The sequence below is a fragment of the Streptomyces sp. NPDC047869 genome, assembly GCF_040704065.1.
Taxonomy (GTDB): Bacteria; Actinomycetota; Actinomycetes; order Streptomycetales; family Streptomycetaceae; genus Streptomyces.
This window is the reverse complement of record NZ_JBEYRK010000029.1, coordinates 1-25,861: the sequence shown is the minus strand read 5'-3', so window position 1 is coordinate 25,861 and position 25,861 is coordinate 1. Positions and strand designations below refer to the sequence as shown.

25 protein-coding genes and 2 pseudogenes are annotated in these 25,861 nt (G+C 73.8%); 16 read left to right on the top strand and 11 right to left on the bottom strand.

What is annotated here, in order from left to right; genetic code table 11:
- The 4 genes from AB0924_RS29585 to AB0924_RS29570 form a co-directional block, all read right to left on the bottom strand.
- Positions 1-1,938: a glycosyltransferase family 2 protein gene (locus AB0924_RS29585; protein WP_366912996.1), complete on the bottom strand. Its 1,938-nt coding sequence runs from the start codon at positions 1,936-1,938 to the stop codon at positions 1-3.
- Positions 1,939-2,059: 121 nt separating this feature from the next.
- Positions 2,060-2,644 (bottom strand): isochorismatase family protein, encoded by a 585-nt coding sequence (locus AB0924_RS29580; protein WP_366912995.1) that lies wholly within the window; start codon positions 2,642-2,644, stop codon positions 2,060-2,062.
- Positions 2,645-2,652: 8 nt separating this feature from the next.
- Positions 2,653-4,050, bottom strand: coding sequence for an MFS transporter (locus tag AB0924_RS29575; protein WP_366912994.1), 1,398 nt, complete (start codon positions 4,048-4,050; stop codon positions 2,653-2,655).
- The gene (locus AB0924_RS29570) at positions 4,047-4,484 is read right to left on the bottom strand and encodes a MarR family transcriptional regulator (protein WP_358933323.1); all 438 of its coding nucleotides are present in this window, start codon (positions 4,482-4,484) and stop codon (positions 4,047-4,049) included. Before AB0924_RS29570 ends, AB0924_RS29575 begins: the two co-directional genes overlap by 4 nt.
- A gap of 130 nt (positions 4,485-4,614) precedes the next feature.
- Here AB0924_RS29570 and AB0924_RS29565 point away from each other — a divergent pair.
- From AB0924_RS29565 to AB0924_RS29545, 5 genes and pseudogenes are all read left to right on the top strand, one after another.
- Positions 4,615-4,803: pseudogene (locus tag AB0924_RS29565) on the top strand (hypothetical protein); the annotation flags it as partial.
- Positions 4,801-4,962, top strand: a pseudogene (locus AB0924_RS29560) (mandelate racemase); the annotation flags it as partial. The pseudogenes AB0924_RS29565 and AB0924_RS29560, both read left to right, overlap by 3 nt.
- A gap of 33 nt (positions 4,963-4,995) precedes the next feature.
- Positions 4,996-6,006, top strand: coding sequence for an SDR family oxidoreductase (locus AB0924_RS29555; protein WP_366912993.1), 1,011 nt, complete (start codon positions 4,996-4,998; stop codon positions 6,004-6,006).
- 9 nt (positions 6,007-6,015) lie between these two features.
- Positions 6,016-6,510, top strand: a complete 495-nt coding sequence (locus AB0924_RS29550; protein ID WP_358933328.1) for a metallophosphoesterase — start codon at positions 6,016-6,018, stop codon at positions 6,508-6,510.
- Positions 6,511-6,559: 49 nt separating this feature from the next.
- Complete coding sequence (locus AB0924_RS29545) at positions 6,560-7,159, top strand: GNAT family N-acetyltransferase (protein WP_366912991.1); 600 nt, start codon at positions 6,560-6,562, stop codon at positions 7,157-7,159.
- 213 nt (positions 7,160-7,372) lie between these two features.
- Here the strand turns inward: AB0924_RS29545 and AB0924_RS29540 are convergent, their stop codons facing one another.
- The 4 genes from AB0924_RS29540 to AB0924_RS29525 all read right to left on the bottom strand — a co-directional run bounded on the left by AB0924_RS29540 (position 7,373) and on the right by AB0924_RS29525 (position 11,234).
- Positions 7,373-8,029: an SRPBCC family protein gene (locus tag AB0924_RS29540; protein WP_358933333.1), complete on the bottom strand. Its 657-nt coding sequence runs from the start codon at positions 8,027-8,029 to the stop codon at positions 7,373-7,375.
- 16 nt (positions 8,030-8,045) lie between these two features.
- Positions 8,046-9,152 carry an XdhC/CoxI family protein gene (locus AB0924_RS29535; protein WP_358933335.1) on the bottom strand — a complete coding sequence of 369 codons (1,107 nt, stop codon included), beginning with the start codon at positions 9,150-9,152 and terminating at the stop codon, positions 8,046-8,048.
- 321 nt (positions 9,153-9,473) lie between these two features.
- Positions 9,474-9,827, bottom strand: coding sequence for a GNAT family N-acetyltransferase (locus tag AB0924_RS29530; protein WP_366912990.1), 354 nt, complete (start codon positions 9,825-9,827; stop codon positions 9,474-9,476).
- A 144-nt stretch (positions 9,828-9,971) separates the two neighbouring features.
- Entirely contained in the window at positions 9,972-11,234 is a 1,263-nt protein-coding gene (locus tag AB0924_RS29525; RefSeq protein ID WP_366912989.1) for a YncE family protein, read from the bottom strand.
- A gap of 138 nt (positions 11,235-11,372) precedes the next feature.
- On the opposite strand from AB0924_RS29525, the gene AB0924_RS29520 reads away from it, so the two are divergent.
- The 11 genes from AB0924_RS29520 (at position 11,373) to AB0924_RS29470 (ending at position 23,145) form a co-directional block, all read left to right on the top strand.
- Positions 11,373-12,035, top strand: a complete 663-nt coding sequence (locus AB0924_RS29520; protein WP_358933341.1) for a TetR/AcrR family transcriptional regulator — start codon at positions 11,373-11,375, stop codon at positions 12,033-12,035.
- A 298-nt stretch (positions 12,036-12,333) separates the two neighbouring features.
- Positions 12,334-13,359, top strand: a complete 1,026-nt coding sequence (locus AB0924_RS29515) for an alcohol dehydrogenase (RefSeq protein ID WP_358933343.1) — start codon at positions 12,334-12,336, stop codon at positions 13,357-13,359.
- A gap of 322 nt (positions 13,360-13,681) precedes the next feature.
- On the top strand, positions 13,682-13,807 hold the full coding sequence (locus AB0924_RS29510; protein WP_351673548.1) for a hypothetical protein: 126 nt from the start codon (positions 13,682-13,684) through the stop codon (positions 13,805-13,807).
- Positions 13,808-13,939: 132 nt separating this feature from the next.
- Positions 13,940-15,337 carry an MFS transporter gene (locus AB0924_RS29505; protein WP_366912988.1) on the top strand — a complete coding sequence of 466 codons (1,398 nt, stop codon included), beginning with the start codon at positions 13,940-13,942 and terminating at the stop codon, positions 15,335-15,337.
- Positions 15,321-16,562, top strand: coding sequence for a hypothetical protein (locus AB0924_RS29500; protein WP_366912987.1), 1,242 nt, complete (start codon positions 15,321-15,323; stop codon positions 16,560-16,562). Before AB0924_RS29505 ends, AB0924_RS29500 begins: the two co-directional genes overlap by 17 nt.
- Positions 16,559-18,475 carry a radical SAM protein gene (locus tag AB0924_RS29495; protein WP_366912986.1) on the top strand — a complete coding sequence of 639 codons (1,917 nt, stop codon included), beginning with the start codon at positions 16,559-16,561 and terminating at the stop codon, positions 18,473-18,475. Before AB0924_RS29500 ends, AB0924_RS29495 begins: the two co-directional genes overlap by 4 nt.
- The gene (locus AB0924_RS29490) at positions 18,475-19,413 is read left to right on the top strand and encodes a DUF692 family multinuclear iron-containing protein (protein ID WP_358933352.1); all 939 of its coding nucleotides are present in this window, start codon (positions 18,475-18,477) and stop codon (positions 19,411-19,413) included. The genes AB0924_RS29495 and AB0924_RS29490 overlap by 1 nt, the downstream gene beginning before the upstream one ends.
- Complete coding sequence (locus AB0924_RS29485) at positions 19,403-20,194, top strand: hypothetical protein (protein WP_358933353.1); 792 nt, start codon at positions 19,403-19,405, stop codon at positions 20,192-20,194. Before AB0924_RS29490 ends, AB0924_RS29485 begins: the two co-directional genes overlap by 11 nt.
- Positions 20,191-21,057 (top strand): cupin domain-containing protein, encoded by an 867-nt coding sequence (locus AB0924_RS29480; RefSeq protein WP_366912985.1) that lies wholly within the window; start codon positions 20,191-20,193, stop codon positions 21,055-21,057. The genes AB0924_RS29485 and AB0924_RS29480 overlap by 4 nt, the downstream gene beginning before the upstream one ends.
- A complete protein-coding gene (locus tag AB0924_RS29475; protein WP_366912984.1) occupies positions 21,054-22,109 on the top strand; it encodes an HEXXH motif-containing putative peptide modification protein in 1,056 nt (351 codons plus the stop codon). Before AB0924_RS29480 ends, AB0924_RS29475 begins: the two co-directional genes overlap by 4 nt.
- Positions 22,102-23,145 carry a metallopeptidase TldD-related protein gene (locus tag AB0924_RS29470; protein ID WP_366912983.1) on the top strand — a complete coding sequence of 348 codons (1,044 nt, stop codon included), beginning with the start codon at positions 22,102-22,104 and terminating at the stop codon, positions 23,143-23,145. The genes AB0924_RS29475 and AB0924_RS29470 overlap by 8 nt, the downstream gene beginning before the upstream one ends.
- 30 nt (positions 23,146-23,175) lie before the next feature.
- Here AB0924_RS29470 and AB0924_RS29465 read toward each other — a convergent pair whose 3' ends face one another.
- The 3 genes from AB0924_RS29465 to AB0924_RS29455 all read right to left on the bottom strand — a co-directional run.
- Positions 23,176-24,687 (bottom strand): MFS transporter, encoded by a 1,512-nt coding sequence (locus AB0924_RS29465; RefSeq protein WP_358933362.1) that lies wholly within the window; start codon positions 24,685-24,687, stop codon positions 23,176-23,178.
- Between the two features lie 111 nt (positions 24,688-24,798).
- Positions 24,799-25,134: a hypothetical protein gene (locus AB0924_RS29460; protein WP_366912982.1), complete on the bottom strand. Its 336-nt coding sequence runs from the start codon at positions 25,132-25,134 to the stop codon at positions 24,799-24,801.
- On the bottom strand, positions 25,131-25,861 hold a 731-nt coding region (locus tag AB0924_RS29455), incomplete at its 5' end, for a cbb3-type cytochrome c oxidase subunit I (RefSeq protein ID WP_358933366.1). The genes AB0924_RS29460 and AB0924_RS29455, both read right to left, overlap by 4 nt.

Below are 25,861 nucleotides of genomic sequence, written 5' to 3'. Positions count from 1 at the left end.
TCAGGCCTTTCGTGTAGTCGTCGGTCCCAGCATTCCGCCCAGCACGCGCCGGGCCCTCCCGAGGATCCGCCGCAGCAGCCCGCGCGGCGCCACCCGGACCACCCGCACGTCGTCACGGCCCGCCCGCAGCAGCAGCGGCAGCGTCAGCGCGCGGCCGCCCGGCAGGCAGAGCGCCGTGCGCCAGGCGGCGTTCCGCAGCTCCCGCACCGGCACCCGGGCCGCGAGCAGGCCGTGGGCGCCGTCGGCGGGGGTCAGCACGGCCTCCGCGTCGAACGTGCGGCCGGAGGCGGTGCCGGTCAGCCGGAGGGTGATCGCGGTGCTGTCGGGGACGTACAGCGGCAGCGCCAGGGAGAGCACCTCGTGGTCCGACAGCGCCGCGTCGGCCGAGGTGAGCCGGTGCAGACCGAGGGACTTCACCGCCCGGTCCACGTCCAGCGAGAGGTTGGCGTGCGCCTTGGTCCAGTACGGCAGCACCACCCGGCCGGCCACGATCCCGGCGGGCGGCAGCGCATCGCCGTGCGCCGGCGCGGGCCCCAGCCGGCACTCCTTGGTCCAGCCGCCCAGCGAGAGGCGGACGTAGGTGTCCCACAGCCCGCCGGTGAGCGGGCCGCCCCCCGCCGCCGTGGCCGGGTCGACGGTGGCCGTGCCGCGCAGCACCAGCCGGGTCCGGCCGTCGGCGGCCGGGACGCGCTCCCGGTCGGTCTCCACCGGCTGGAAATAGGAGGCGCCGGTCTCCCGGTCGCGCAGGATCAGGTCGGCGGTCGCCCTGCCGAAGCCGTCGGCGGCGGCCGCGGTCAGCCGGGACACGGCCTCGGCGAGGTCCGCCGGCGCGTCGTCCGCCGGGGCCCGGGACCCGTCCGCGCGGACGGTCAGCGGGCCGTCGGCGTCGGTGTACTCGGCGGTGAAGCGCACGCGCAGGCTTCCGTCGTGCCATTCGACGGCGGCCGGGACGGCCCGGGGCAGGACGCCGGCCTCCCACTCGGCGTAGGCGACGAGGTCGTCGTAGCGGTCGTCCCGGATCAGCGCGGCGACGATCCGCTGGCCCGGCCGCATGCCGGGGGCGACACCCGGGCCGAAGCGCTCCTTGACCACCGCGTGGGTCTCCCGGAACACCTCGCGCCGGTAGTCGTCCGGCATCGCCAGCAGCCGGCGCCCGCTCATCCGGTCGACGATCTCCACCCGCAGCCAGCGGCGCAGCAGCCGGTCGCGCAGCGCGCCGGGCTCGGTGTACCGCTCGACGACGTCCAGGGCCTCGCGGAGGTTCTGGAAGTAGCCGACCGGGTCGAAGCTCTGGAAGCCGGCGTTGGCGGCGTCGTCGCGTTTGACGTGGTAGTAGCAGACGTAGTCGCTGAGCACGGAGACGTTGTCCGCGCGCAGATAGGCCTCGGTGACGAAGACGTGGTCCTCCAGGCGCCGCCGGCCCTCCGGAAAGCGCAGCCCGGTGCGGTCCAGGAAGGAGCGCCGGAGCATCTTGTGCGGGGTGAGGCTGTCGATCAGCGGGGCGTCGGCGACCGTGGCGCGCGGGTGGTTGCGGCGGAACAGCTCCACCGGCACCGGGCGGCCCTTGCCGGCCATCTTCCCGACGACCACGTCGGCCTTGTTGGCCACGCCGTACTCGTACATCCGCTCCAGGGCCTCGTCGCCGAGGTGGTCGTCGTTGTCGACGAACATCACGAACTCGCCCCGGGCGGCGTCGATCCCGACGTTGCGGGGCTTGCCGGACCAGCCGGAGTTCTCCTGGTGGACGACGTGGAAGTGCGGGTGCTCGGCGGCGAGCGCGTCCAGTCTGGCGGGGGTGGCGTCGGTGGAGCCGTCGTCGACGAAGACGACCTCGAACTCGTCGGGGGGCAGCGACTGGCGCAGCAGCGAGGCCACGCAGTCCTCGATGTACGGCCCGGGGTTGTAGACGGGTACGACGACGCTGACCTTGACCGGCATCCGGTTTCCAAGCCCCCTTGGTTCGCTTTCCGTTGCCTGAATGGCACGGCGCGTGGCCGAATGTTAACCCGCTGCCTTGTGCGGGCGAAGTCAAGCCCGCACAAGGCACCGTGGCGGGTGATCAGGCGTGGGTCTTGGCCAGCAGCTCCAGGATCTCGGCCGTCGTGCCGCTCTCGCCGAGCCGCGGGAAGATCCGCTCGACGCTGCCCGCGTGCGCCGCGGGGTCGCTGTCGGTCATGGCGTCCGTGGCCAGGGTGACGTGGTAGCCGTGGGCGTAGGCGTCGCGCGCGGTGGACTCGACGCCGATGCTGGTGGCGATGCCGGCCAGCACGATCTGCGTGATGCCCCGGCGGCGGAGCTGGGTGTCGAGGTCGGTGCCGTGGAAGGCGCTCCAGTTGTGCTTGGTGACGCGGATGTCGCCGGGGTGGCCGGCCAGTTCGTCGACGACGACGTCCCAGCCCTCCGGGAAGGCGAGGCCGCGCGCCTGCCGCTCGGTCCGGCCGGGGACGGCGTCCGCCCCGTCGGGTGCGAAGGACACCCGGACCAGGACCACGGGGAGGCCGCGGTCACGGAAGGCGCCGGCGAGTTCGGCGCCGCGGGAGACGACGTCGGCGGCGGAGTGCGGCTGGGTGGGCATGGCCACGATGCCGTTCTGCAGGTCGATCGCGACGAAGGCGGTGCGGGGGTCGAGCGTGGTGACGGACATGGGGTGGATCAGGCCTTTCGAGGGGTGAGCCGGCCGAGGGAACGGTCGGGGAGGGTCGTCGCCAGCAGCAGAGCCGAGCCGGCGAGCATGAACAGGGCCAGGCCGTGCAGCCCGGCGGTGTCGGCGCGGTGCGGGTAGAACGCCGCCGTGGCGGCGGACGCGCCCAGCGCCCCGAGGTACATGAAGGTCCGCAGCAGCCCGGCGGCCGACGCGATCCGTTCCGGATCGGCCTGCCGGTACAGGGCGTTCTGCGCGGCGAGGCCGACGAGGCCCTGCGGGACGCCGAGAAGGGCACCGACCCCGAGCAGCAGCCACGCCGGGCTGTCGGCGCCGACCAGCAGCAGGGCGGCGGATCCGCCGATCTGCAGCGCGGAGCCGGTGAGCAGCTTGGCGCGCACCGCCTCGCGCCGCCCGGTGAGGGCGGAGACGGTGAGCGCCGTGGCGGACAGCGGCAGCAGCACCAGACCCGCCGTGGCGGCGCTCAGTCCGCGGCCCTGCTCCAGCCACTGCGTGTAGCCGTACATGAAGGCGTAGGACGTGGTGTAGGCGAGGAGCTGGCGCAGATACGTGGCGAGCAGCGGGCCGTTGCCGCCGAGGACCCTGAGGTCGATGAACGGGTCCGGGGTGCGCAGCTCGCGCAGCGCGAACGCGGCGGCAGCGGCGGCGGCCAGCAGCGGCAGGTACCAGCGGTCGAGGCGCGGGCCCATCAGGAACAGCATCAGCGCGACCAGCATGGCCGCGAACAGCGCCATGCCGGGCAGGTCGGCGCCCCGGCGCCCGCCGCGTGACGGCCGGGTGCGCGGCAGCCGCAGCGCGCCGAGGACCAGACAGGCCGCGGACAGCGGCACGTTGACGGTGAACACGGCGCGCCAGCCGCCCAGCCCGATCAGCAGTCCGCCGAGCGCGGGCCCCACCACGGCCACCGTCTGGGCGGCGACGGCCAGTGCGGCCAACACACCCGCCGGACTGTCCCGCCCGGTGCGCTCGGCCTCGGCGCGGGTCAGCCGCATGGCCGCCGGATACGCGGCCGACGTACCGAATCCCAGCAGCACGCGGGCCGCGATCATGGCGCCGAGCGAGGGCGCGAGCGCGCCCAGCAGACCGGCGACGCCGACCAGGGCGGTACCGGTGAGATAGAGCCGGCGCGGCCCGTACGTGTCCACCAGCCGCCCGATCACGGGCTGGCCGACGGCCGTGGCCAGATAGAGCGCCGAGACCAGCCACACCGTCTCGGCGGGCGGCGCCCCGAACGCGACGCCGATCGGCACCAGGGCCACGGCGATCATCGAGGAGTTGACCGGGTTCAGCACCGAGCCGAGCACCATCGGCGCGATCAGCCGGCGGTCGAATCCGGCGGGGGAGGGACGGGCGGTCCGGCCGGTGCGCGGGGTGAGCCTCGGTATCACGGCCGCGAGAGCCGTTCCAGCAGCTCCAGTGCCGTCAGGACGGTTCGCCGCTCCTCCTCGGTGTAGCGGTCCTCGAAGGCGCGGGCCAGCCACTCCTCGCGGAGCGCCTTGTTGCCCTCGACTCGGGACCGGCCGCCCTCGGTGAGGGTGACCAGCTGGCGGCGGCCGTCGTCGGGGTCGGGGGCGCGCCGGATCAGGCCGTGCTGCTCCAGGGCCGCCAGCGTGGTCGCCATCGACTGCGGACGTACGCCCTCCGCGCCGGCCAGCGCGCTGGCCGTGGCCGCGCCGTGCTTGCCGACCAGGGAGAGCGCCGACTCCTGCGACGGGGTGAGGTCGGCGTCCTGCGCGACCTCGCGGATCCGGCGCCGCAGCCGGCTGAACACCACGCGCAGGTCCCGCGCGGCGCGGACGGCGGATTCGGAGATGACGGGCATGCCGTCACCCTAGGACCGGCAGGAGAAACTGTCCAGTCACAACTGTTCAGCTTTGCCTGTCGAACAGTCGGGTACTCGGCCGTTCCGGGCACGGGGCGGCACAGCACCTAGGCGAGTTCAGGGAGCGCGGATGACCGGGTGGGACATCTCCGGCCTGCGGGCGGCGCTGACGGGCGAGGTGGACGGCGAGGTCCGCTTCGACGCGGGGAGCCGCGGGGCCTACGTCACCGACGGTTCGAACTACCGGCAGGTCCCGATCGGTGTCGTCGTACCCCGCACGGTGGAGGCGGGCGCCCGCGGGGTGTCCGTCTGCGCGCGCCACCTGGAGTGGTTCCACGACCACGTCCGCATCGAACGGCTCCTCTTCGACGGCGTCCTCGACCCCGGCGGCGGCGCCGTCACGCCGGGCGCCGACGGGGCGCCGGGCCACGGACTGACCCTGGCCGAGGAGCGGGCCCGCCCCTACCGGGTGGACTGAGAGACCGGCACCCGCCGTACGAGAGGAGACATCATGCCCCCCACCGTCGTCATCACCGGTGCCAGCGCCGGGATCGGCCGCGCCACCGCCCGCCTCTACGGCCGGCGCGGCGCGAACGTCGTCCTGGTGGCGCGGGGCGAGGGCGGCCTGAACAACGCGGCCGACGAGGTCGCGGCCCTCGGCGGACGGCCTCTGGTACAGGTCGCCGACGTGGCCGACCCGGCCCAGGTGGAGGCCGCCGCGGACGCCGCGGAGAAGGACTTCGGCCCGGTCGACGTGTGGATCAACTGCGCCTTCGCGTCCGTGTTCGCGCCGTTCGACGAGATCGGCCCCGAGGAGTTCGCGCGCACCACCGAGACGACCTACCTGGGTTTCGTCAACGGCACCCGCTCCGCCCTGAAGCGGATGCTGCCCCGCGACCGGGGCACGATCGTGCAGGTCGGCTCGGCGCTCGGGGAGAGGTCCATCCCGCTGCAGTCGGCGTACTGCGGTGCCAAGCACGCCATCAACGGCTTCACGTCCTCCGTCCGCGTCGAACTCCTGCACCGCGGCAGCAACGTGCACATCACCGTCGCGCAGATGCCCGCGGTCAACACCCCGCAGTTCGACTGGGTGCGCTCCCGGCTGGCCAGGCACCCCATGCCGGTGCCGCCGATCTACCAGCCGGAGGTCGCCGCCCGGGGCGTGGCCCACGCGGCGGACCACCCGCGCCGCAAGCAGTACTACGTCGGCGCCTCCACCCTCGCCACGCTCTGGGCCAACCGGCTCGCCCCGGCCCTGCTCGACCGCTATCTGGCCCGCACGGGCTTCGGATCCCAGGGGACCGACAGCGTCCCGCCGACCGGCCTGGACAACCTCTTCGAGCCCGTCGACCGGGCGCCCGAGGACGACCAGGGCGCCCACGGGGCCTTCGACGACACCGCGCACGCGCGCTCCTGGCAGGAGATCCTGGTCCGGCACCCGGCCGCCACCGCCCTCGGCGCGAGCGCCGCCGTACTGGGCGCCGTACGCGGCGTCCGCCACCTCACCTCCCCGACTCCCTAGTGTGGCCGTGTGCGACTGCTCCTGATGTCCGACACCCACCTCCCCAGGCGCGCCAAGCGGCTCCCGGACCCGCTGCTCGCCCAACTCCCGCGCGCGGATGTGGTGTTCCACGCCGGGGACTGGGTCGACACGGCCACCCTCGACCTGCTGGAGGACCGCAGCCGCCGGCTGGTCGCGGTGTACGGCAACAACGACGGCCCCGAGCTGCGGGCCCGCCTCCCCGAGGTGGCGTACGCCGAACTGGGCGGCCTGCGCTTCGGCGTGGTCCACGAGACCGGGCCCGCGCGGGGCCGTGAGGCCCGGTGCGCCGCCCGCTTCCCGGAGCTGGACGTGCTGGTCTTCGGCCACAGCCACATCCCCTGGGACACCGTCGCCCCCGGCGGACTGCGGCTGCTCAACCCCGGCTCCCCGACCGACCGCCGCCGCCAGCCGCACCACACCTACCTCACCGCGGCCGTCACCGACGGCGCCCTCACCGAGGTGACCCTGCACCGCATCACCTAGGGCTCCGCGTCCCGAACCCCCCGCTGTTCCCCTGTGGCAGGATGCGGCGATGACCTCCCACCCCGGCGCGCCGGCCGCCGCATCCGCCGTCGTGCCCGCGGGCCGGCTCGCTGCCGGCGACCAGCCCGTACTGCCGCTGGGCGGCGGACTGGAGCTGCGGCCCTGGCGGCTCGACGACGCCGGTGCGCTGCTCGCGGCCGGCCAGGACCCGGACATCAGCCACTGGAACCTCTTCCGCGTCGACAGCCGTACGGAGGCCCGCGACCGGATCGCACGCATGCACCACCGCCGCACGGCCGGGACGGGCGCCGTCTGGGCCGTCGCGCCCCCCGGCGGTGCGGCGATCGGGCTGGCCGGGCTCAACGACGTCGACCCCGCGGACGGCTCCGCCGAGGTCGTCTACTGGGTGCTGCCCGAGGCCCGCGGCGGCGGCATCGCCGTCCTGGCCGCCCGGCGCCTCGGCCGGTGGGCCCTGGACGAGCTGGAACTGCGCCGGCTGACCCTGCGGCACTCGACCGCCAACCCGGCGTCCTGCCGGGTGGCGGAGAGGGCCGGGTACGCCCTCGAGGGCACCATGCGCGACGCCCTGGCACACGCGGACGGCCGCCACGACGTCCATGTGCACGCCTTGGTGGCCGGCGAAGCCTGACCACCGCTCCGGGGGACTGGCGGCGCCGTGTGGTCTCCGTGGACACTGCCCGCCCAGGGGCGGCACCTGACGCCTGGCGTGACCGCCGGGCCGTCTCCCCCGCGGCTTCCGTGCCGTGGCCGAGATTCGCGTGCCTTTGTACGGCGGCCGCGGTCGTCGCCTCGGCGCCGCTGCCGGGGACCCTGCTTTCCTCGCGGGCCGTCGCGGGAGGCGTCAGCGCCTGCCGCGGGGCCGGCGGGCCCTGCGGCCCCGCCGGGAGCGGCCGTGTCGGAGCCGGGTGGCGGCAAGCGCCAGCAGGGCCAGTGCCGCCGCGGCCGTGAGGGCGCGCTTGGCCACCGGGAGGCCCGCCGTGCGCAGCAGGTCCAGGGGTTTCGGCTCCTCCCGGCCGGCGGCCGGTGCGGCCTCCTGCGCGGGGGGCCCGGGCTCCGGGCCGCCCAGCCGGTCCGCGAGGCACGCCGCGAACTGCCCCACCAGGCGGTCGCCCACCTCTCCCAGCACCCCGCGCCCGAACTGGGCCGGACGCCCGGTCACCTTCAGATCGGTGGTCACGGTCACCGCCGTGCCGCCGTCACGCTCGCTCAGCACGGAGGTGACCGTCGCCCTGGCCGTGCCCTGTCCCCGGGTCTCCCGGCCGCTCGCCGCGAGCACCATCCGGTGGGCCGCCGCGTCCTGCTCCTCGAAGACAGCGGTGCCCCGGTACGTCACGGTGACCGGGCCGACCTTGACCTTCACCGAGCCGGTCACGGTCCTGCCGTCGAACTCCTCCACCACCGCGCCCGGCAGGCACGGGGCGACGCGTTCGATGTCGAGGAGCGCCGGCCAGGCCTCGTCGACGGGGACGGGGACGGTGAACTCGTGGTGCAGTTCCATGGGTTGCTCCTCGCACTCAGGGGGCGGCGGCCGGGTGGATGGCGCCGGCGGTCGTGGTCAGCGGCGCGCCGCTGCCGCCCCAGCGCAGGGCGACGATCTCGGCGGCGACGGACACCGCGACCTCCTCCGGCGTCCGGGCCCCGAGATCGAGCCCGAGCGGCGAGCGCAGCCGGGCCAGCTCGGCCTCGGTGACACCGGCCTCGGCGAGCCGTTCGCGCCGCTCGTCGTGGGTACGCCGGCTGCCCATCGCCCCGATGTACGCGGCCGGCCGGCGCAGCGCCTCCTCCAGCAGCGGCACATCGAACTTCGGGTCGTGGGTGAGGACGCAGATCACCGTGCGCCCGTCGGTGCCGGTGGCGGCGAGATAGCGGTGCGGCCAGTCGACGACGACCTCCACGCCCTCCGGGAAGCGCTTCGGGGTGGCGAAGACCGGGCGGGCGTCGCAGACGGTGACCCGGTAGCCGAGGAAGGCGCCGACACGGGCCACGGCGGCCGCGTAGTCGATCGCGCCGAAGACCAGCATCCTCGGCGGCGGCGCGAACGACTGCAGGAACACCGTGACGGAGTCCTCGCGGCGTTCCCCGTGCGGCCCGTAGTGCCTCAGCCCCGAGGCGCCCAGGGCGAGTTCACCGCGGGCGTCGGCGGTGACCGCCACGTCGAGCCCGGCAGCGCCGAGGGTGCCCCCGACGCCGTCCGGCCAGACCGCGCGGGCGGCCCCGCGCGGTGCGGGCCCGTCGACCACCATGGCCACGGTCACCGGATCGCCCGCGGCCACGGACGCCGCGACGCGGCCGAACGCCGGGTCCGAGCCGGGCGTCACGGGCCGTACCAGGAGCGTGATCTCGCCACCGCAGGTGAGCCCGACGGCGAAGGCGTCCTCGTCGCTGTACCCGAAGGTCACGAGCCGCGGCTCGCCGCTCGCCACGACCTCCTGGGCGAGTTCGAACACCGCCCCCTCCACACAGCCACCGGACACGCTGCCCACGACCTCGTCGTCCGGCCCCACGGCCATGGCGGCACCGGGGCCGCGCGGCGCGCTGCGGCTGACCGCGACGACCGTGGCGAGCCCGAACGGCACTCCCGCCCGGTACCAGCGCTCCAGCGCCGGGAGGATGTCACGCACCTTCCGCTCCCTTCACCGGGACCCGGCCGTCCGCGGCCCCGCGCACCACCGCCGCCGGCGGTTCAGGAACTCGCGCGGCGGCTCGCTCAGCGGGGTGCCGCCGTACCGTCCACATCGCCTTCGATGTGGGTCAAGCGCCCTCCGGACCGTGCGGGCAGGAGAGGGAGCCGAACAAATCCCTCAGACCGGTACGATGTAGATCACTCTAAGGCGGTGCACCGGCCCCGGCGAGTGCTACGGCGGGGGTTTGCCGAGTATGGCTCCATCGTCCCGGTGGGACCGGCCCCTGGTGCACGAGCCCCCGGCCGGAACCGGGAGCGGTCACGCGCGCGACGCCGGTCGGGGGGCCGGCCCGGGGGAGACGTGGCGGTCCTGTCCGCCGAGGTCCTTCCGGAAGACCGTGGAGCTGTGCCGGACCGTCATGCCGACCCGCAGGTGGAGGTCGAGCGCACCGGTGTCCGAGTGGGTCCACAGCGTGCAGGAGCGAAGGCCCGTCCGGTGGAAGGCCCGGAACGTGTGGCGCAGCAGCAGCCGGGCGATGCCGCGGCCGCGGTGGTCGCGCCGTACGGCGACCTGTTCGAGGTGGCCCTCGTCCGTGCCCGGCGCGTCCAGCGCCAGGACGGGTTCGACGAGCGGCAGGAGCGGCGGCAGGCGTACGAGGAGTGGGCCGCCCACACCGTGGAGCGGCGGACGTTCGCCCCTCAGTGGGTCGTTCGGTACGGCACCGGTCAGCGGCCCGGCGGCGTCTCCGCTCGGGAAACCGCATCGGCGTGGCACGGCCTCCGGGGTCATGGGGGCACCCCGGGGGCCGTACGCCGCTCAGTTTCCGCCCGGGCCCGTCCAGCCGTCCCGCACATGCCCCAGCCGGACGCGCTGCGGATGGTCGCCGACCGGGACCGACGTGACCTTCCGGCCGGTGCCGAAGTCGATCGCGGTGACCTGGTCCGCGCCGGACTCGGAGACCACGCAGTCCTTGCCGTCTCCGCTGACCGTGGCCCAGTACGGCTTGGACGCGGTGACGAGCGGGCCCTCCTGGAGGGTGGCGCGGTCGACCACCGTGGCGTAGTCGTCCATGGTGCCCGCCAAGCAGAGCTTGGTGCCCGAGGGATTCATCGAGAGCCCGTGGTGGCGGGAGTCGTTGACCCAGGTGGTGCGGTCCGCACTGGTCGCCGGGTTCTTCGGCAGGGTCTTCAGCCGGGTGATCCTGTCGGTGGCGACGTCGTATTCAAGGAAGCCGTTGAAGAACGACACCTGGAAGTACAGCTTGGACTCGTCGGGGGAGAAGACGGCGGGGCGCACGGCGTCGGAGAAGTCCTTCAGTCCGTACGCGTCGAGGCGCTGCCGCATGTCGACGACCTTGACCTGCTTGAAGGTCGTCGCGTCGACGACCGTGATGTGCCGATCGCCCTTCGTCCAGTCCCAGATCGGGTCGTCCAGGGCGGTGTTGACGTCACCGATGGACATGTTCCAGATGTACTTGCCGTCCCTGGTGAGGATGTTCTCGTGCGGTTTGTCGCCGGTGGCGAACGAGCCGAGCTGCCTGCCGGTCTCGATGTCCAGCACGTGCACGGTGTTCGCGGTCGACGCGGACACCGCGACGCGGGTGCCGTCCGGCGAGACCGCCATGTGGTCGGCCCGGTAACCGGACACAGGGAAGCGCCAGTTGACCTTCCCGGTGGCCAGGTCGATCGAGACGACGTCCGCGAAGCTCGGGCGGGAGACCACGACGGAGCGGCCGTCCGGGGTGGAGTACATGTCGTCGGCGAACTGGTCGTGTCCCTCGCCCACGCTGTTGCGGATGGCCTGGAAGTAGATCCACTTGATCGGGTCCGCGTTGATCTCCGCCATCCGCTGGTCCTTGTCCGGGACCACGTCGATCCGGCCGATCTTCGCGAAGTCGCCGGAGGACTTGATCACATCGGCGGTGCCGTCCCAGTTGTTGCCGACGAACAGCACCTCCCGCAGTCCTGCGGCGTCGGGGGCGGACGCGGACGCGGTGGCGGCGGTGGTCACCGGGCCGGCGAGGGTCAGCGTGAAGGCGGCGGCCATGGAGCAAAGGTGCCTGGTTCTGGAGGCAGGCATGACTGCTCTCTTTCCTCGGGGAATCTGAACACGGGCGCTTTCACTATGAACTTACTGAAAAGTAAGGAAGGGGCGGCCTTCTCGACAAGATGTGTGCACGACAAGATTGGGGGAGCGGTGGGAACGGGAGGGGACAGCGTGACGGGCAGGCTCAGGGCGCCGACGGGCCGTTACGGCGGCAGGTCCGCCGAGGAACGGCAGGCCGAGCGGCGCCGCCGCTTCCTGGACGCCGCGCTGCGGCTGTTCGGTGACACCCCCGGCTACCGGGCGACCACGGTCGCCGCCCTGAGTCAGGCCGCCGGCCTGTCCACCCGCCAGTTCTACGAGGAGTTCCGAACCCTGGAGGACGTCCTCGCCGCCCTGCACCTGGAGGTCAACGGCTGGGCGGAACAGGCCGTGCTGGACGCGCTCGCGGCGGCCGAGGGGCTGCCGCTGGCCGAGCGGGTCGCCGTGCTGTTCCGTGCCTACGCCCGCGACGTCACCAGCGATCCGCGCCGCATCCGTATCGCCTTCGTGGAGATCATCGGCGTCAGCCCCCGGCTGGAGGAGCAGCGGCTCGCCCGCCGGGCCCGCTGGGTCGACCTGATCCGCGCGGAGGCCGACGCGGCCGCGGCCCGCGGGGAGGCGGCGGTGCGCGACTACCGCCTGGCGGCCACCGCCTTCATCGGCAGCGTCAACGGCCTGCTGCACGACTGGAGCACCGGCTGGGTGGACGCGACCCTCGACGAGGTCGTCGACGAACTGGTCCGCCAACTGCTGGACATCCTGCGCCCGGAAGGCCGCCAGGCCCGGCGGGGATGAGCGGGGCGCGGTGAGGGGGACGGGGTGAGCGGGGCGCGGGCCTGAGGCCGGGATGGTCCTGGCCGGCCGGGCCCGGCCGGCCCACCGCGGGCAGACCGGAGCCGGGTGCCGGCCGCTGCCGCCAGCCGGGGCCGCAGGCCCGTCGGCCGAAGTCGCAGGCCGGTCGGCCGAAGTCGCAGGCCGGTCGGCCGAAGTCGCAGGCCCGTCGGCCGGGGCGGGACCGGCTCGACGCGCGGCATCCGGCCGTAGCTGGTCTGCTGGTTCAGGGGACCGTCGTATCCGTTCTCCGGAGATGCAGATGAGTACCTACCGAGTCGCGCAGGTGACCGCCCCGGACGGCACGTTCGAACTGGCCGAGCGAGAGGTGCCCCGGCCCGGGCCCGGACAGGTCCTGATCGCCGTGGAGGCGTGCGGGATCTGCCACAGCGACGCCCTCTTCGTGAGCGGTGGACTACCGGGCGTGTCGTTCCCGGAGGTGCCCGGGCACGAGATCGCCGGGCGGATCGAGGAACTGGGCGAGGGGACCGGGGACCGCGGATGGCGGACCGGTGACCGGGTGGCCGTCGGCTGGTTCGGCGGCAGCTGCGGCCACTGCGTGCCCTGCCGCGAGGGCGACTTCATCGTGTGCCGGAACCTCAAGGTACCGGGCTGGGCGTACGACGGTGGCTTCGGCGACAAGGTGCTGGTGCCCGTCGACGCCCTGGCCCGGATCCCCGAGGGGCTGGCGGCGGGCGACGCCGGGCCGATGGCCTGCGCCGGTGTCACCACGTACAACGGGCTGCGGCGCAGCTCCGCCAGGCCGGGCGACCTGGTCGCGGTGCTCGGACTCGGCGGCCTCGGGCACCTCGGGGTGCAGTACGCGGTCGCCATGGGCTTCGAGACCGTGGCGATCGCCCGGGGCGCCGAGAAGGCCGACTTCGCCAAGCGGCTGGGCGCCCACCACTACGTCGACAGCACCTCCGGCACCCCGGTCGCCGAGTCCCTGCAGTCCCTCGGCGGAGCCAAGGTCGTCCTCGCCACCGCCGGGCACTCCGAGGCCATCACGGCCACCGTGGACGGACTGGCGCACCGCGGCGAGCTGGTGGTCATCGGAGCGGACACCGAGCCGCTGGGCATCAGCCCGGTCCAGTTGCTCATGAGCGGCCGGGTCGTGCGCGGCCACCCCTCCGGCACCGCGAAGGACGTCGAGGACACCATGGCGTTCAGTGCCCTGCACGGCATCCGCCCGATGACGGAGTCCGTGCCGCTGGAGCAGGCGGACGAGGCCTACCGGAAGATGCTCGCCGGCCGGGCCCGCTTCAGGATGGTGCTGACCACCGGCTGAGGCGTCCTCCCAGCGGCCGGAAACCCCTGCTCGCCATGGTTCGAAATCACCCTTTCGGGGAGCGGGGACGAGGTTTCCGCGGGCGAAATACCGAACCCGACCGGAACGAGTCACCGCGCGGGTGAAGGAACGGCGGCTTCCGTTCCATTTCCCGCTGTTTCCTGGCTCGCGATACCGGCCGGAAAGCGGAACCCGGGCCGCCTCACGTGCTTTTCGGTCAAACTCCCGATGCCTTCTGTGGGCGGGTGACAGGTGTCCCCTAGCATCAATTGGGAGCGCTGCGGGGATGGGCCTGTGGTGCCCTGTTTCGGAGGGAGACGCAATGGGCGAGTCGAACACCGACCAGAAGATCCTCGAGGAGATCGAGGACCTCGACTCTCTGGAGGTCCTGGAGGCCGAGGACCTGGACGACAGCGTGGCGTTCCACGCGTTCCGGTTCCGCAGCTAAGGCCGGCCCGGACCGGACATGAGAACGGGTGGGCGGCCCGGTTTTCCGGCCCGCCCACCCGTTGTCGTCGTGCGGATCATTTTCGAGGAATGAATCCCGGCGTCATCGGCGAGAAAGGTTTTACGGCCCCCCGTGGCAATTTATGTACGGCTGTTGCGGCACCGGCGGTTCGCCGGTCTTTGTTTTGGGCAGATAGTCTCCCTTCTCGGTGACGCGTTTTTTCCTATCATCGTCGTGGTGGCGGCCGCGAAGGCGGGCACGCCCGCCGAGACCATCGGCGCCGTCTTCGCCGCACGCTTCGTCGCGCTCGGCGGAGTGGTGCTGTTCAGCGGAGCCCTCCTGGACCGGTTCGACCCGGTCCGCGCGGCCGTGGTCGCGGACTCCACCCGCGTCGCCGCGCTCGTCGCGCTCGCCCTGGTGTGGGACGGCGGGCTGGACGCCGTCGTCATCGTCGTCGCCGTACTGATCGGACTGTGCGAGGCGGTCAGCGAGCCGGCGCTGCTCGTCGTCGCGCCCCGGGTCCTCCCGGACCGCGATCCCCGGAGCGCCGCCGACGAGGAGGAAGCCGAGGTCACCGCCGCCTACGGCCTGCTGGAAGGCATGCGCAACAGCGCCGGCATGGTCGGCCCCACCCTGGCCGCCGCCGTCGTCGGCGCACTCGGCGCGCCCACGGGCGCCGTGCTCGCCGCGTTCGCCTTCGGCGTCTCCGCCGCCGCCACCCGCTGGGCGGGCGCGCACATGAGGACCCGGTCCCAGGCCGGCCCCGCGGTGGCCGAACCGGCGTCCGGGAAGTCCGGGCCCGATCCGGAGGGCCCGCCGAACGACCAGCGGGCCGGGGGCGCGGACGAAGCCGAACCGTCGCTCCTGCGCACCGCGCTCCAGGGCCTCGCCGTACTGTGGCGCATCCCCTGGCTGCGCTACGTGCAGCTCCTCGCCGTTGTGCACGTGGTGTTCGCCGTCGGCCCCTGGATGGTGGCCCTGCCCGTCTTCCTGATCGAGCGCGGTCACAGCGCCACCGTGTACGGGTTCGTCCTGGGCGCCTTCGCCGTCGGCAACGCCCTGGGCGCCCTCGTCGGCGGCCGGATCGGCGGCCGGCACCGCGGCCTGTACGCGCTCGCCCTGCTCGCCCTGTACGGCGTGACCGTGCTGGCGCCCGTGGTGACCGGGTCCGTCGTGCTGCTCGCCGCCGCCTTCTTCGCGGGCGGTGTCGGTCAGCAGGCATTCGACATCGTCAAGATGACCGGGCTGCGCCGGGACGTGCCCGAGGACCTGCACGGCCGTGCCTTCTCGGCGGACTTCTTCTTCTCCTTCGCCTCCCTGCCGCTGGGGCAGTTGCTCGGCGCCGCACTGCTCCGCTTCGCCGACGCCCGCTCGATCATGCTGTGGGGCGGCGCCCTCGTGCTCGTCTCCACCGCCGCGGTGGCCGTGCGGCCGGACGTCCGCCGGTTCGCCTCCGCGGGGCCCGCGGACACCGTCCCGGCACCGGGAACACCTCTCATGGAACGGTCGCAGGATGCCGGCACACGTTGATCTCTTCGAAGAGCACGGCGAGGTCGCGGCACTGTGGTCCGCCCGTCCCTACAGCGGCCGCACGGTCGTGTGCTTCGACCGTCACCTCGACCTCAAACCTCTGGCTCCGGGCGGCGCCGAGGCGCTGCGGGCCGCCGCCGAAGAGGGCCGCTCCCCGGCCCCGCTGGTGCGCCGGCTGCCGGTCCGCGGAGTGCCCGGCGCCTTCGGCCTCGACGACTTCTGGTCCGCCGCCGCGATCACGGCCGGCCTCACCGACCTGGTCTGGGTGCCCAGTTGGCGTTCCTCCGACGGCTGGGTGGAGCACGCGCTGGACGCCGTCTCGCTGATCAGCACCGCGGGCGCACCGGCCGAACCGCGCGCGGAGCGCTGCTGCCTCTCGGTCACCCTGTGCGGAGTACGGCTCTGCGTCGTGCCTCCCGACCTGCTCGTCGGCCACCTCGGCCGGCACGTGCGCACGGACGTCGTCACGGACATCGACCTGGACTGGCTGGTGGACGAGCAAGGCCGGTCCGAGCACAGCACGGACGAACTGGCCCGCCTGGTCGACGCCTGCGGGGGCGAACTGACCGCGATGACCTGGTCCACCCGGTCGGGGTTCCTGCCGTCCGAGTACCGCACCGTGGGCGCGGACGTCGCGGCGCGGCTCGGACTGCGCGCGCGCCGGTCCTCGTACCTGCCCGCGACGCCGTGGCCGGAGGACCTGATGCTGCGCGTCCACCAGGGCGCCGCACCGCCCGGACCCGAGGCGGGCGGCGACGGTCCGGAGGCGGGCATCGTCACCGCCCTGCGCGGCCTGGCGCACACGGAGCGGCAGCCCGAAGAGGCGGAGAAGTGCTTCGAGCGGGCCGCCGCGCACGGCTACCGCTCCAGCTGGCTCGCCTACCGCATCGGCGCCGCCCACTTCGCCCTGGGCGACCATCGCACCGCCCGCTCGTACCTGCGGGAGGCGGCGGCCATCGACCCCCAGGACACCCTCGGCGCACATGCCCGGATCATGGGCGCGCGGGCCACCCTGCGACTGGACGGCCCCGGCGCGGCCCTGGACGAGTTCCGCGCCCTCGCGACCGAACTGCCGCTGCGCGAAGGGGTCTGGAAGACGCTGCGCGTGCTCGCCCGCGCCCAGGGCGACCCGGACACGGCGGAGTCGGCCGAGCGGGAGCTGCGAGGCCTGGCCCGCCTGACCGGGCCCGGCGCCGCGGCCGGGCCGGAGGCGGACCTGCCATGACCGACGTACTCCTGGTGATGCCACCGGTCAGCGAGGCCGTGCAGTTCCCGTACCTGGCCCTGCCCCAGCTCACCGCGGCCTGGACCGCCCAGGGGCACCGGGTGCGCAACCTCGATCTGAACCTGGAGTACCGCGACGAGGTGCTCCTGCGCCGCCCGTCCGCCCCGGAACGGAGGGAGGCCGACGGCGCGCCGACCGCCGCCGCCATCTACCGCGGAGTCAGCGAGGACTACCGGGCCGCCCACGGGGACCTGCTGCTGCGCACCGCCCGGGACCGCTCCGCCGGGTTCGCCCAGGAGACGGCCATCACCGCGACCGGCCGCTACGTCCTGCAACAGGCCGCCCGGGACGGCTGGATCCTCCCCGGCACGCCCCGGCTGGGGCGGATCGACGAGCTGGTCCAGGCGTCCCTGGGTACCTGGTCCGCCCGCTGGTGCGCCGACCGCCTCGACGCGCTGCTCGCCGAACACCGGCCCCGCCTCCTGGCCTTCACGGTCCCGTTCTTCAGCCAGGTGGTCCCCACCCTCGCGCTGACCACACTGGTCAGGCGGCGCCGGCCGGACGTCCGGATCGCGCTCGGCGGACCGACCGTCCAGATGTGGGCCGCGCTGCTGCGCCGCCGGACCGCGGCGGCCGGCACGGTCGACCACTGGTGCGTGGGCCACGGTGAGGACTTCCTGACCGACGTACTCGGGACCGGCCGGGCCCGCGGCCGGAAGGTGCCGGAGCGGCCCGCGGACGGCCTGCGCGACGGCTTCGTGCTCAACGGCCAGCCGGCGCCCGACTTCCGGCAGTTCGACTTCGCCGACTACAGCAACCAGGCCCACCAGTTCCCCTACCGCCTGACCGTGGGCTGCTACTGGGGAAGGTGCACCTTCTGCTCGTACGGCAACCGCTACCGGGACGCCCGGGCCTTCCAGCAGATCGACCCGGGCACCGCGGCCCGGCACCTCGTCGGACTCGCCCGCCGGCTCGGCATCACCGACGTGGCCGTGGCCGACGAGAACACCGGCCTGCGGCACCTGTTACGGGTCATGGACGCCGTGCGCCGCGGCGGAGCGGACCTGACCTTCCGGGTCCGGGCCCGCCTGGAGCCGGAGCTGGCCGACCCCGGCTTCTGCCGCCGGCTGCGCGAGGCCGGCTGCGTGCAGATCTCGACCGGTTTCGAGACGGCCCACCAGGACATACTCGACTCCCTGCACAAGGGACAGGACGCGGCCCACGCCGAGCGGGCCGTGCTCAACCTGACCGGCGCGGGCATCGTCACCAACCTCTCCTTCATGGACGGCTACGACCACCTCCTGGCCGTCGAAGGCCATCACGACACGGTCGGCGTCATCCAGCGCCACCCCGCGGACATGGGCCTGGACACCCTGCAACTGGTCGTGGCGGAGCCCGGCAGCTACCTGTGGGCGGACCGGCGGCGCGATGACGACGACCCGCTCGTCACCAACGACGGACTGGCCTTCGCCGCTGGACGCGTCGGCGGCGCGGTCCTCGACGACACCGCGACCGGCGAGGCCCGCGACCGGCTGCTGCGGATGACCGTCGAGGCCGTACCCGACGCCGAACGCGCCGGCCGCCCCGACCTGCCGCAGCACACGGACGGCCGGCCGGACGCGACCGGTGACCGGGCGACGGCGGCCCGGCCGCGGTTCGCCGTCGCCCTGCGCCGGGTGGGCGGCCGCTGGTTCCTGGCCGACGTGGCCTGGCCGCGGATGGCGGCCGTGCCCGCCGGCCTGACGCCCGGCCCGGACGGCCGGTTCCGGGCCGAGGACCGGGACGGCCGGCGCTGGCTGCACCGGATGCTCGACAAACGCCTGCTGGAGCCCGACGGGCCCGACACGTCCACGGCACCCGGCCCCCGCCGGGCAGCCGCGGCGTCCGAGGCCCTCGGAGGGAGGAGCGTGTGATGGAGAAGCTCGGACTGGGGCTGGGCATGGACCTGGTCTGGGGGGAGCGGATCGGCTTCGAGAAGACCGGCCCCGGCCGGCCCACCGACCAGGTGGCCGCCTTCCTGAGACACAACGCCCCCGCCTACGACTACATGTTCGTCGCCTTCCAGCCCATCGACTACGGGCCCCTCGCCCCCGAGCGCTACTTCCCGGCCTACGACCGGCTCTTCGAGCTGTTCGGCGCCGACCGGCCCCGCGCCTTCCACCACACCATGCTCAACACCGGGAGCCCGGAGCGCTACGGCCGCGCCGAGATCGCGGACTTCACCAACGCGCTCATCGAACGCTACGGATTCCGCTGGATCATCGAGGACCTCGGCATCTGGTCCCTCGCGGGCCGCAGTCTGCCCTACCCCATGCCGCCCGTCCTCACCGCGGAGGGCCTGGAGCACTGCGTGACCGGTGTGGCCGACTGGGTGGGGCGACTGCGGGCGCCCCTCTCCGTGGAGTTCCCCGGCTTCACCGAGGGCGGCAGCTTCCTCGTCGGCGACCTGGACGCCTTCGCCTTCTACGACACGGTGATCCGGGAGACCGGCGCCCTGGCGACCATCGACATCGGGCACATCCTCGCCTACCAGTGGCTGACGGGGCGCACCGGGCCGCGGATGTTCGAGGGCCTGGACGCACTGCCGCTCGACCGCTGCCACGAGGTACACCTGTCGGGCTGCCAGATCGTCGGCGGACGCTTCCGCGACCTGCACCACGGAGTACTGCTCGACGAGCAACTGGCCCTGCTGGAGCACCTGCTGCCGCGGATGCCGAACCTGACCGGAGTCACCTACGAGGACCCCAAGTTCACCCCCGACGGACAACTCGTCCCGAAGTCGCGGCCCAACGCGGAGCGGCTGTTCGCGCTCGTGCGGTCCTGGAAGGAGGGCGGCGCCCGTGCCGCATGAGACCCCGGCAGCCGTCCTCGGTCCGCCCACACGGCACGAGCGGATCCTGAAGGTCCTCGACCGGCTCCTGTACGACCGGGACTTCCGCGACGCGTTCACCGCCGAGGGCCCCACCAGCGGCCGGCTGGCGCTCGACGCCGACCTCGTGGACGCCTTCGGCCGGGTGGACGTGCACGAACTGGCGCTGGTGGGGCGGAACATACGCTCCGAGGTGGTCTCCGGCGGTACCGGCACCGGACCCGGCCTCAAGGGCGCGTTCCCCCGCACCCTGGACGAGCTGCGGGAACGGCACGGGGTGGCGGTCAACCAGGTGGCGGAGCGGTTCATCGCCTCGCCGTCCTTCCAGCGGTTCCGCGACGTCCCGTTCTCCCCGTACGGCCGCGGCACGACCCTGCCCGAGTGCTTCCACCGCTTCATGGCGGGGCGGCCACCGGCGCTCGACCCGCTCGGCGAACTGGAGCCGCTCGTCCACCACGAGGCCGCCGCCGCCGTCGTCCGCGCGGTCGCCACCGGCGCCCATGCCACCTTCGACGTCACCCTCGCCCACATGGCCTTCCACGGCGGCGTCCTGTGCGGGTTCCGCGCGTACGACGAGGCGCCCGAGGCGTGGCTGCTGAAGCCGACGATGTTCCTGGCGGGAGGCGGCCGCTGCGTCGTCGGCCCCGCCCGCCGCCCGCTGTACGAGGCCCTGACCACCTTCCTGGACGGGCGCCTCGACGCGCTCGCACCACGGGTGCGGACCTCGCTGGAGGACCGAGTGCACGCATGGGGGCTGCGATGAACACCCGGCGAACCGAGCGGACGGACGGCCACCGGCCGGACGAGACGGACCGGCTCGACCTCGACCGCTTCCGACGCGACCACTGGCGCCGCCGGCCCGTCGTCCTGCGCGGCTGCGGCCCGCGGTTCCTGGCACCGGCGCTGACCTGGTCCGACGTCACGGCACTGGAAGCCCGCCTGGACGGGGACACCTCCGGAGCGGGCGTGCACCGGCGCCCCGACGGAACCGTGCTGTTCGTCAACCAGGCGCAGCACACCGTGCCCGAACTGGCGGCCGCCTGCCACAAGCTGGCCGGTCTCTTCGGCTGGGACGAGTGCACCGCCGATCTGTCGGTCACCCGCGGCGGCGGCGCCGGAATCGGCTGCCACTTCGACCACAGCGACAACTTCGTCGTACAGCAGCAGGGCTCCAAGAGCTGGCGCGTCGGGCTGCCCGGGCACACCAGCCGCGACCGGCAGCGCAAACGCATGCTGGAGACCAAGGGGTTCGTCCCCTCGGGCCAACTGCCCGGGCGGCCCTGGGAAGTGGTGCTGCGCCCCGGCGACGTGCTCTACCTGCCGCTGTTCGCACCGCACGAGGGCGTCGAGAACCCGGACGGCGCCGGCGAGGGCTCGGTCAGCGTCTCCTTCTCGTACAACGCGCGCAGCGCGCTGGGCACCCACCTCAAGCCGCTGCTGCGCGCACTGGCCGCCCAGGACGCCTGGTGGGAGCCGCTGCCTCTCGACGGCGCGGACCCCGAGCGGCTCGAAGCGGCACTCGTACGGGCCCTGCGCACCATCACGAGACCGGAGCCGGAACCGCCGGAACAGCGCGCGGAACCGGCGGCACTGCGGGCGGAACCGGCGGGACAGGGGGAAGCATGAGACTGAAGGAACTCGCGGCGGACAGGTCGGCGGCCGGACTGCCCGATCTGTCGCTGATCGTCCTGGCCGAGGACGACGCCGCCGTCGCCGCCGGCGAACAGGTGCGCCGGGTCGTGGCCCGGCAGTACCTCGTACGGCTCCTGCGCGCGGTCAGGGCGCTGCGCGAGGACCGTCCCGACGCCCCCGAGGTCGCCCGCGCCCTGGAACTGCTGGACGCCTGGGACGTCGACGAGGCCCTGGACCGGGCGCTGCGCCCGGACATGACCGGCTGGATCTGGCGCAGCACCAGGCCCGGCACCGACCCGGAGACCCTGCTCACCCAGCTCGGCCGGTGCCTGGATCCCGAGCGGCCGGGCGCGACGGCCCACGTCGGCCTCGGCGCCCGGCGCCCCGCGGCACCGGTCGTCACCACCGCCGCCGGAAGCCGCTCCGCCCAGCTCTTCGGATGGGCCGGCGAAGGAGACGAGGTCCCGCTCGACCTCACCCCGGAGCGGGCGCGGGAGTTCGCCGCGGCCGTGCAGCGGGGAGCCGACGCGCTGGCGGCCGTGTGGCCCGAGGGCCGGGAGATGGCGGCGATCGACATCCAGGCGTTCGCGGCACTGGGCGGCCACCGCGGCCTGCGGCCCCTGAACTTCAGCGTCCACGGCTTGCGGGGCCTGGTTCTGACCAGCGAGCGGCCTGCCTACATGCTGGCCCAGACGCTGGTCCACGAGGCCACCCACCAGCGTTTCAGCGGCATTCTCGACTGTGTGGCGGTGGTCCGCAATCCCGAGGCGCGGCACCACTCGCCGTTCGTCGACGCCGAGCGCCCGCTCGGGCACATCGTGCACGGCATCCTCTCCTTCATCAACGACGTCCACGTGGCCGGCCGCCACCTCGGGACCGAGCGCGACCCGGCCGAACGGGCTCGCATCCAGCGGTACCTCGCGCTGAAGACCGATCAGCTTCGGGTGGCCGAGAAGAATCTGCTCGAGGTGGCCGAGCCCACCGAGCACGGCGCCCGGCTGCTCGCGGGGTGCCGGAGCGCGATCGACCGGCTCGACCGTGGCTGAGCGCGAATCCCACGGCCCACCCACCGTCCTCACCGGCCCCGCCGAGGACACCCTCGGGGCGGCACTGGCGCGGGCCCGCGCCCGGCTCGGCCCCGGGGCGCACGTCGAGCACGACGAACACGACGGGCTGTGCCGGGTGCGGATCCGTCTCGGCCCGGCCCGGCACGGCCACACTCCGCAGTGGGGCGTCGCCGCCCACGACAGCGCCTACGTGGCGGCCGGGCTGGACGACGGTGTGGCCCGGCTGCTCGACGACCGCGCGCTGCTGGCCCGGCGCCGTCCGCTGCCCGGCCCGCTGTCGGGTCCGGCGCTGCTCACGCCCCCGGTGGCCGGGATCCTGGTGCACGAGTGCTTCGGGCACACCAGCGAGGCCGACAACTACCTGGCCCAGCGGCAGGCCCTCGGCCGGTCCCTCGGCGACGAGTGGACCCGGGCCCGGCTGACGGTAAGGGACCGCCCGACGGCCCGTCCGTACGCGGGCAGCTACCTCCGGGACGACGAGGACACCGCCCCCCGGACCGTCACGCTGGTCCGCGACGGCCGCTGGAGCGCGCTGCTCACCTCCCGGGCGACCCAGGCCCTGAGCGCGGGCAGCAGCACCGGACACGGCCGCGGCGTCCGGGACGCGGTCGTACCGCGCTGCAGCGTGCTCGACGTGGCACCGGGCCCGCACACCGGGGCGGAACTGCTCGAACGGGTCGGCGACGGCTGGCTCCTCGGAACCGCCGTCGGCGGCTTCTCCGTGCGCGAACACCTCATCCTCGAGGCGCTGTGGGCACGGCGGGTGCGCGACGGACGGCCGACGGACGACATCGTGGGGCCGGTGGCCGTCTGCGCGCCGAAGGCGGCGCTGGCGCGGCAGATCACCGCGGTGGGCAGCGACGTACGCGTGCACAGCTCGCCGTACACCTGCGTCAAGGACGGCCACGAGGTCGGCTCGACCCTCATCAGCCCCTCCCTGCTCCTGGCGCGATGCGTGGTACGGCCGCTGGAGCAGGTGCGGCGACTGGTCCGTCGTACGGAACCCTCCGCCTGAGCCGCTCTCCGGGGCCGCGACGGCCGCCGCTCAGGTCTGCCGGGCGTTGACCGGACTGTTGGCGACCTCGTCGGGGCATTTCCGGCGCGGCCCGCGTATCCGCCGGTCACGCCGCCAGTCGGACGTCGCGAGGGCCAGGGAGGCCGCCATGCCGACGAGGGCGGCGCCCAGCGCGGCGAAGAGGGCGCCCCGGTAGTCGTGGCTCCTGCCGAGCACCAGGTAGAAGAGCCCGGGCAGGGCGGCGGTGCCCACCGCCGCGCCGAGCCGCTGGCCCGTCTGCAGGGCGCCGCCCGCCGCGCCCGCCATGCGCACCGGCACGTCCCGCAGGGTCATGGTGATGTTGGGGGAGACGACGAAGCCGCCGCCGACGCCGCCCAGGAACAGCAGCGGGGCGGCCAGCCAGGGAGCGCTGTCCGCGGGGCCGTGGCGCAGCATCAGCGCGGTGCCGCCGAGGCCGAGGATCACGCCCGTGAGACCGCACACCGTGAGCAGCCGGCCGAACCGATCCACCAGCCGGCCGGCGAGCACGGCGGTGATCGCCGAGCCGACGGCGAACGGGGTCACGGCCAGGCCCGAGCGCAGCGGGGAGAAGCCGAGGCCGTGCTGGTAGAAGAGGGCGAAGACCAGCCAGACGCCGCTGAAGCCGATGAAGTACAGCGTGCCGACGCCGGCCCCGACGGCGTAGCCGCGCACGGTGGTGAACAGGCGTGGGTCGAGCAGCGGCTGCGCGCCACGGGCGACCAGGCGCCACTGCCACCGGGCGAAGACGGCGAGAACCGCCACTCCGACAGGGAACAGCCACCACAGCTGCCCGATGCCCCCCGAGTCCGCCTGCACCAGCGGATACATGAGGCAGAGCACGCCGAGCCCCAGCAGCAGCACCCCGGGCACGTCCACGTGGCCCCGGCCGGACCGCCGGGTCCGGGGCAGCAGGCGCCGGCCGAGCAGCACCGCGAGGATGCCGATGGGGACGTTGACGTAGAAGATCCACCGCCAGCCCTGCGCGCCGGAGGCGAGGGCGAGGATGACACCCCCGGTGATGGGGCCCACGGCCGAGGAGATACCGACGACCGAACCGAAGAGCCCGAAGGCACGACCGCGTTCGGCGCCGCGGAACAACTGCTGGATGAGCGCGGAGTTCTGGGGGGCCATGAAGCCCGCCGCCAGGCCCTGGGCCAGTCGGGCCGCCACCAGCAACGTGATGTCGGGAGCGGCGCCGCAGGCCGCGCTGAAGATCACGAAGCCGCTGAGGGCGACCAGGAAGATCCGCCGCCGGCCCAGGGCGTCGCCGAGCCGCCCGGCGGTGACGAGCGCGAGGGCGAAGGTGAGGGCGTATCCGGAGACCACCCACTGCACCTGCGCGGCGGAGGCGTGCAGGTCGCGCTGGATGGTGGGCAGGGCGACCGCCACGATGGTCACGTCCAGCAGGCTCATGAAGCCCGCCACCAGAGTGACCCACAGGGCCCGCCACCGGCGCGGGTCCGGCTCGTACCCGGCCTCCTGGGTGGCCGGGCCCCGACCGCCCGCCGCCGACGCTGTCACAGGGGCTGCTCCTCTCACCCGCCCGAACCCGGACGAACCAGGTTCCCCCGCCGGGCGCGCCGCACACCTGGCCACCACCACGGACGAGGGTAGGCAGGGCGGGGCACGCCCCTAGACGGCCGCCAGGACCAGCAGGCCCGCAGCCGCCACGAGGGCACACCCGAGGACGCAGCAGGCCGCCAGCCGCAGGCGCAACGCCCGGTACCGGCGCTCGTAGGCCAGCCGCAGTTCCTCGGCGCGGTGAGCGGTGCGCCGCCATGAGGAGCGGGCCAGTGTGAGGTACTCCGCCTCGAACTGCTCCTCCAAGTCGTCCCGCTGGGTGTCCGTGAGCCGGCCCAGCCGGGCGGTCAGCCGGGCCGCCGCCGCACGGCCCTCCTCGCGTGCGGCGGCGAGCAGCAGATGGCCCTCGATCTCCCGGACCAGTGTCCGGCCCTCGTCGGCGCTCATCGCGCGGTCAGCTCCCGCTCCGGCGCCGGCAAGCGCGGATGGTGCAGGTCGAACGCCGGGGACTCGCTGCGGATCCGCGGCAGGGTGAGGAAGTTGTGCCGCGGCGGCGGGCAGGACGTCGCCCACTCCAGCGAGCGGCCGTAGCCCCACGGGTCGTCCACGCCGACCGGCTCGCCGTACCTGGCCGTCTTCCACACGTTGTAGAAGAACGGCAGCATCGACGTGCCGAGCAGGAAGGAGAAGACGGTCGACACGGTGTTGAGCGTGGTGAGCCCCTCGACCGCCAGGTAGTCCGGGATCCGGCGCTGCATCCCGTTCACGCCCAGCCAGTGCTGGACCAGGAAGGTGCCGTGGAAGCCGGTGAACAGCGTCCAGAAGGTGATCCTGCCGAGGCGCTCGTCCAGCATCCTGCCGGTCATCTTCGGCCACCAGAAGTGGAAGCCCGCGAACATGGCGAAGACGACGGTGCCGAAGATGACGTAGTGGAAGTGGGCGACGACGAAGTAGGTGTCGGAGGCCGGGAAGTCCAGCGGCGGCGAGGCCAGCATCACCCCGGTGAGTCCGCCGAAGACGAACGTCACCAGGAAGCCCATCACCCAGAGCATGGGTGTCTCGAAGGAGAGGCTGCCGCGCCACATGGTGCCGATCCAGTTGAAGAACTTCACACCGGTCGGGACCGCGATCAGGAAGGTCATGAAGGAGAAGAACGGCAGCAGCACACCGCCGG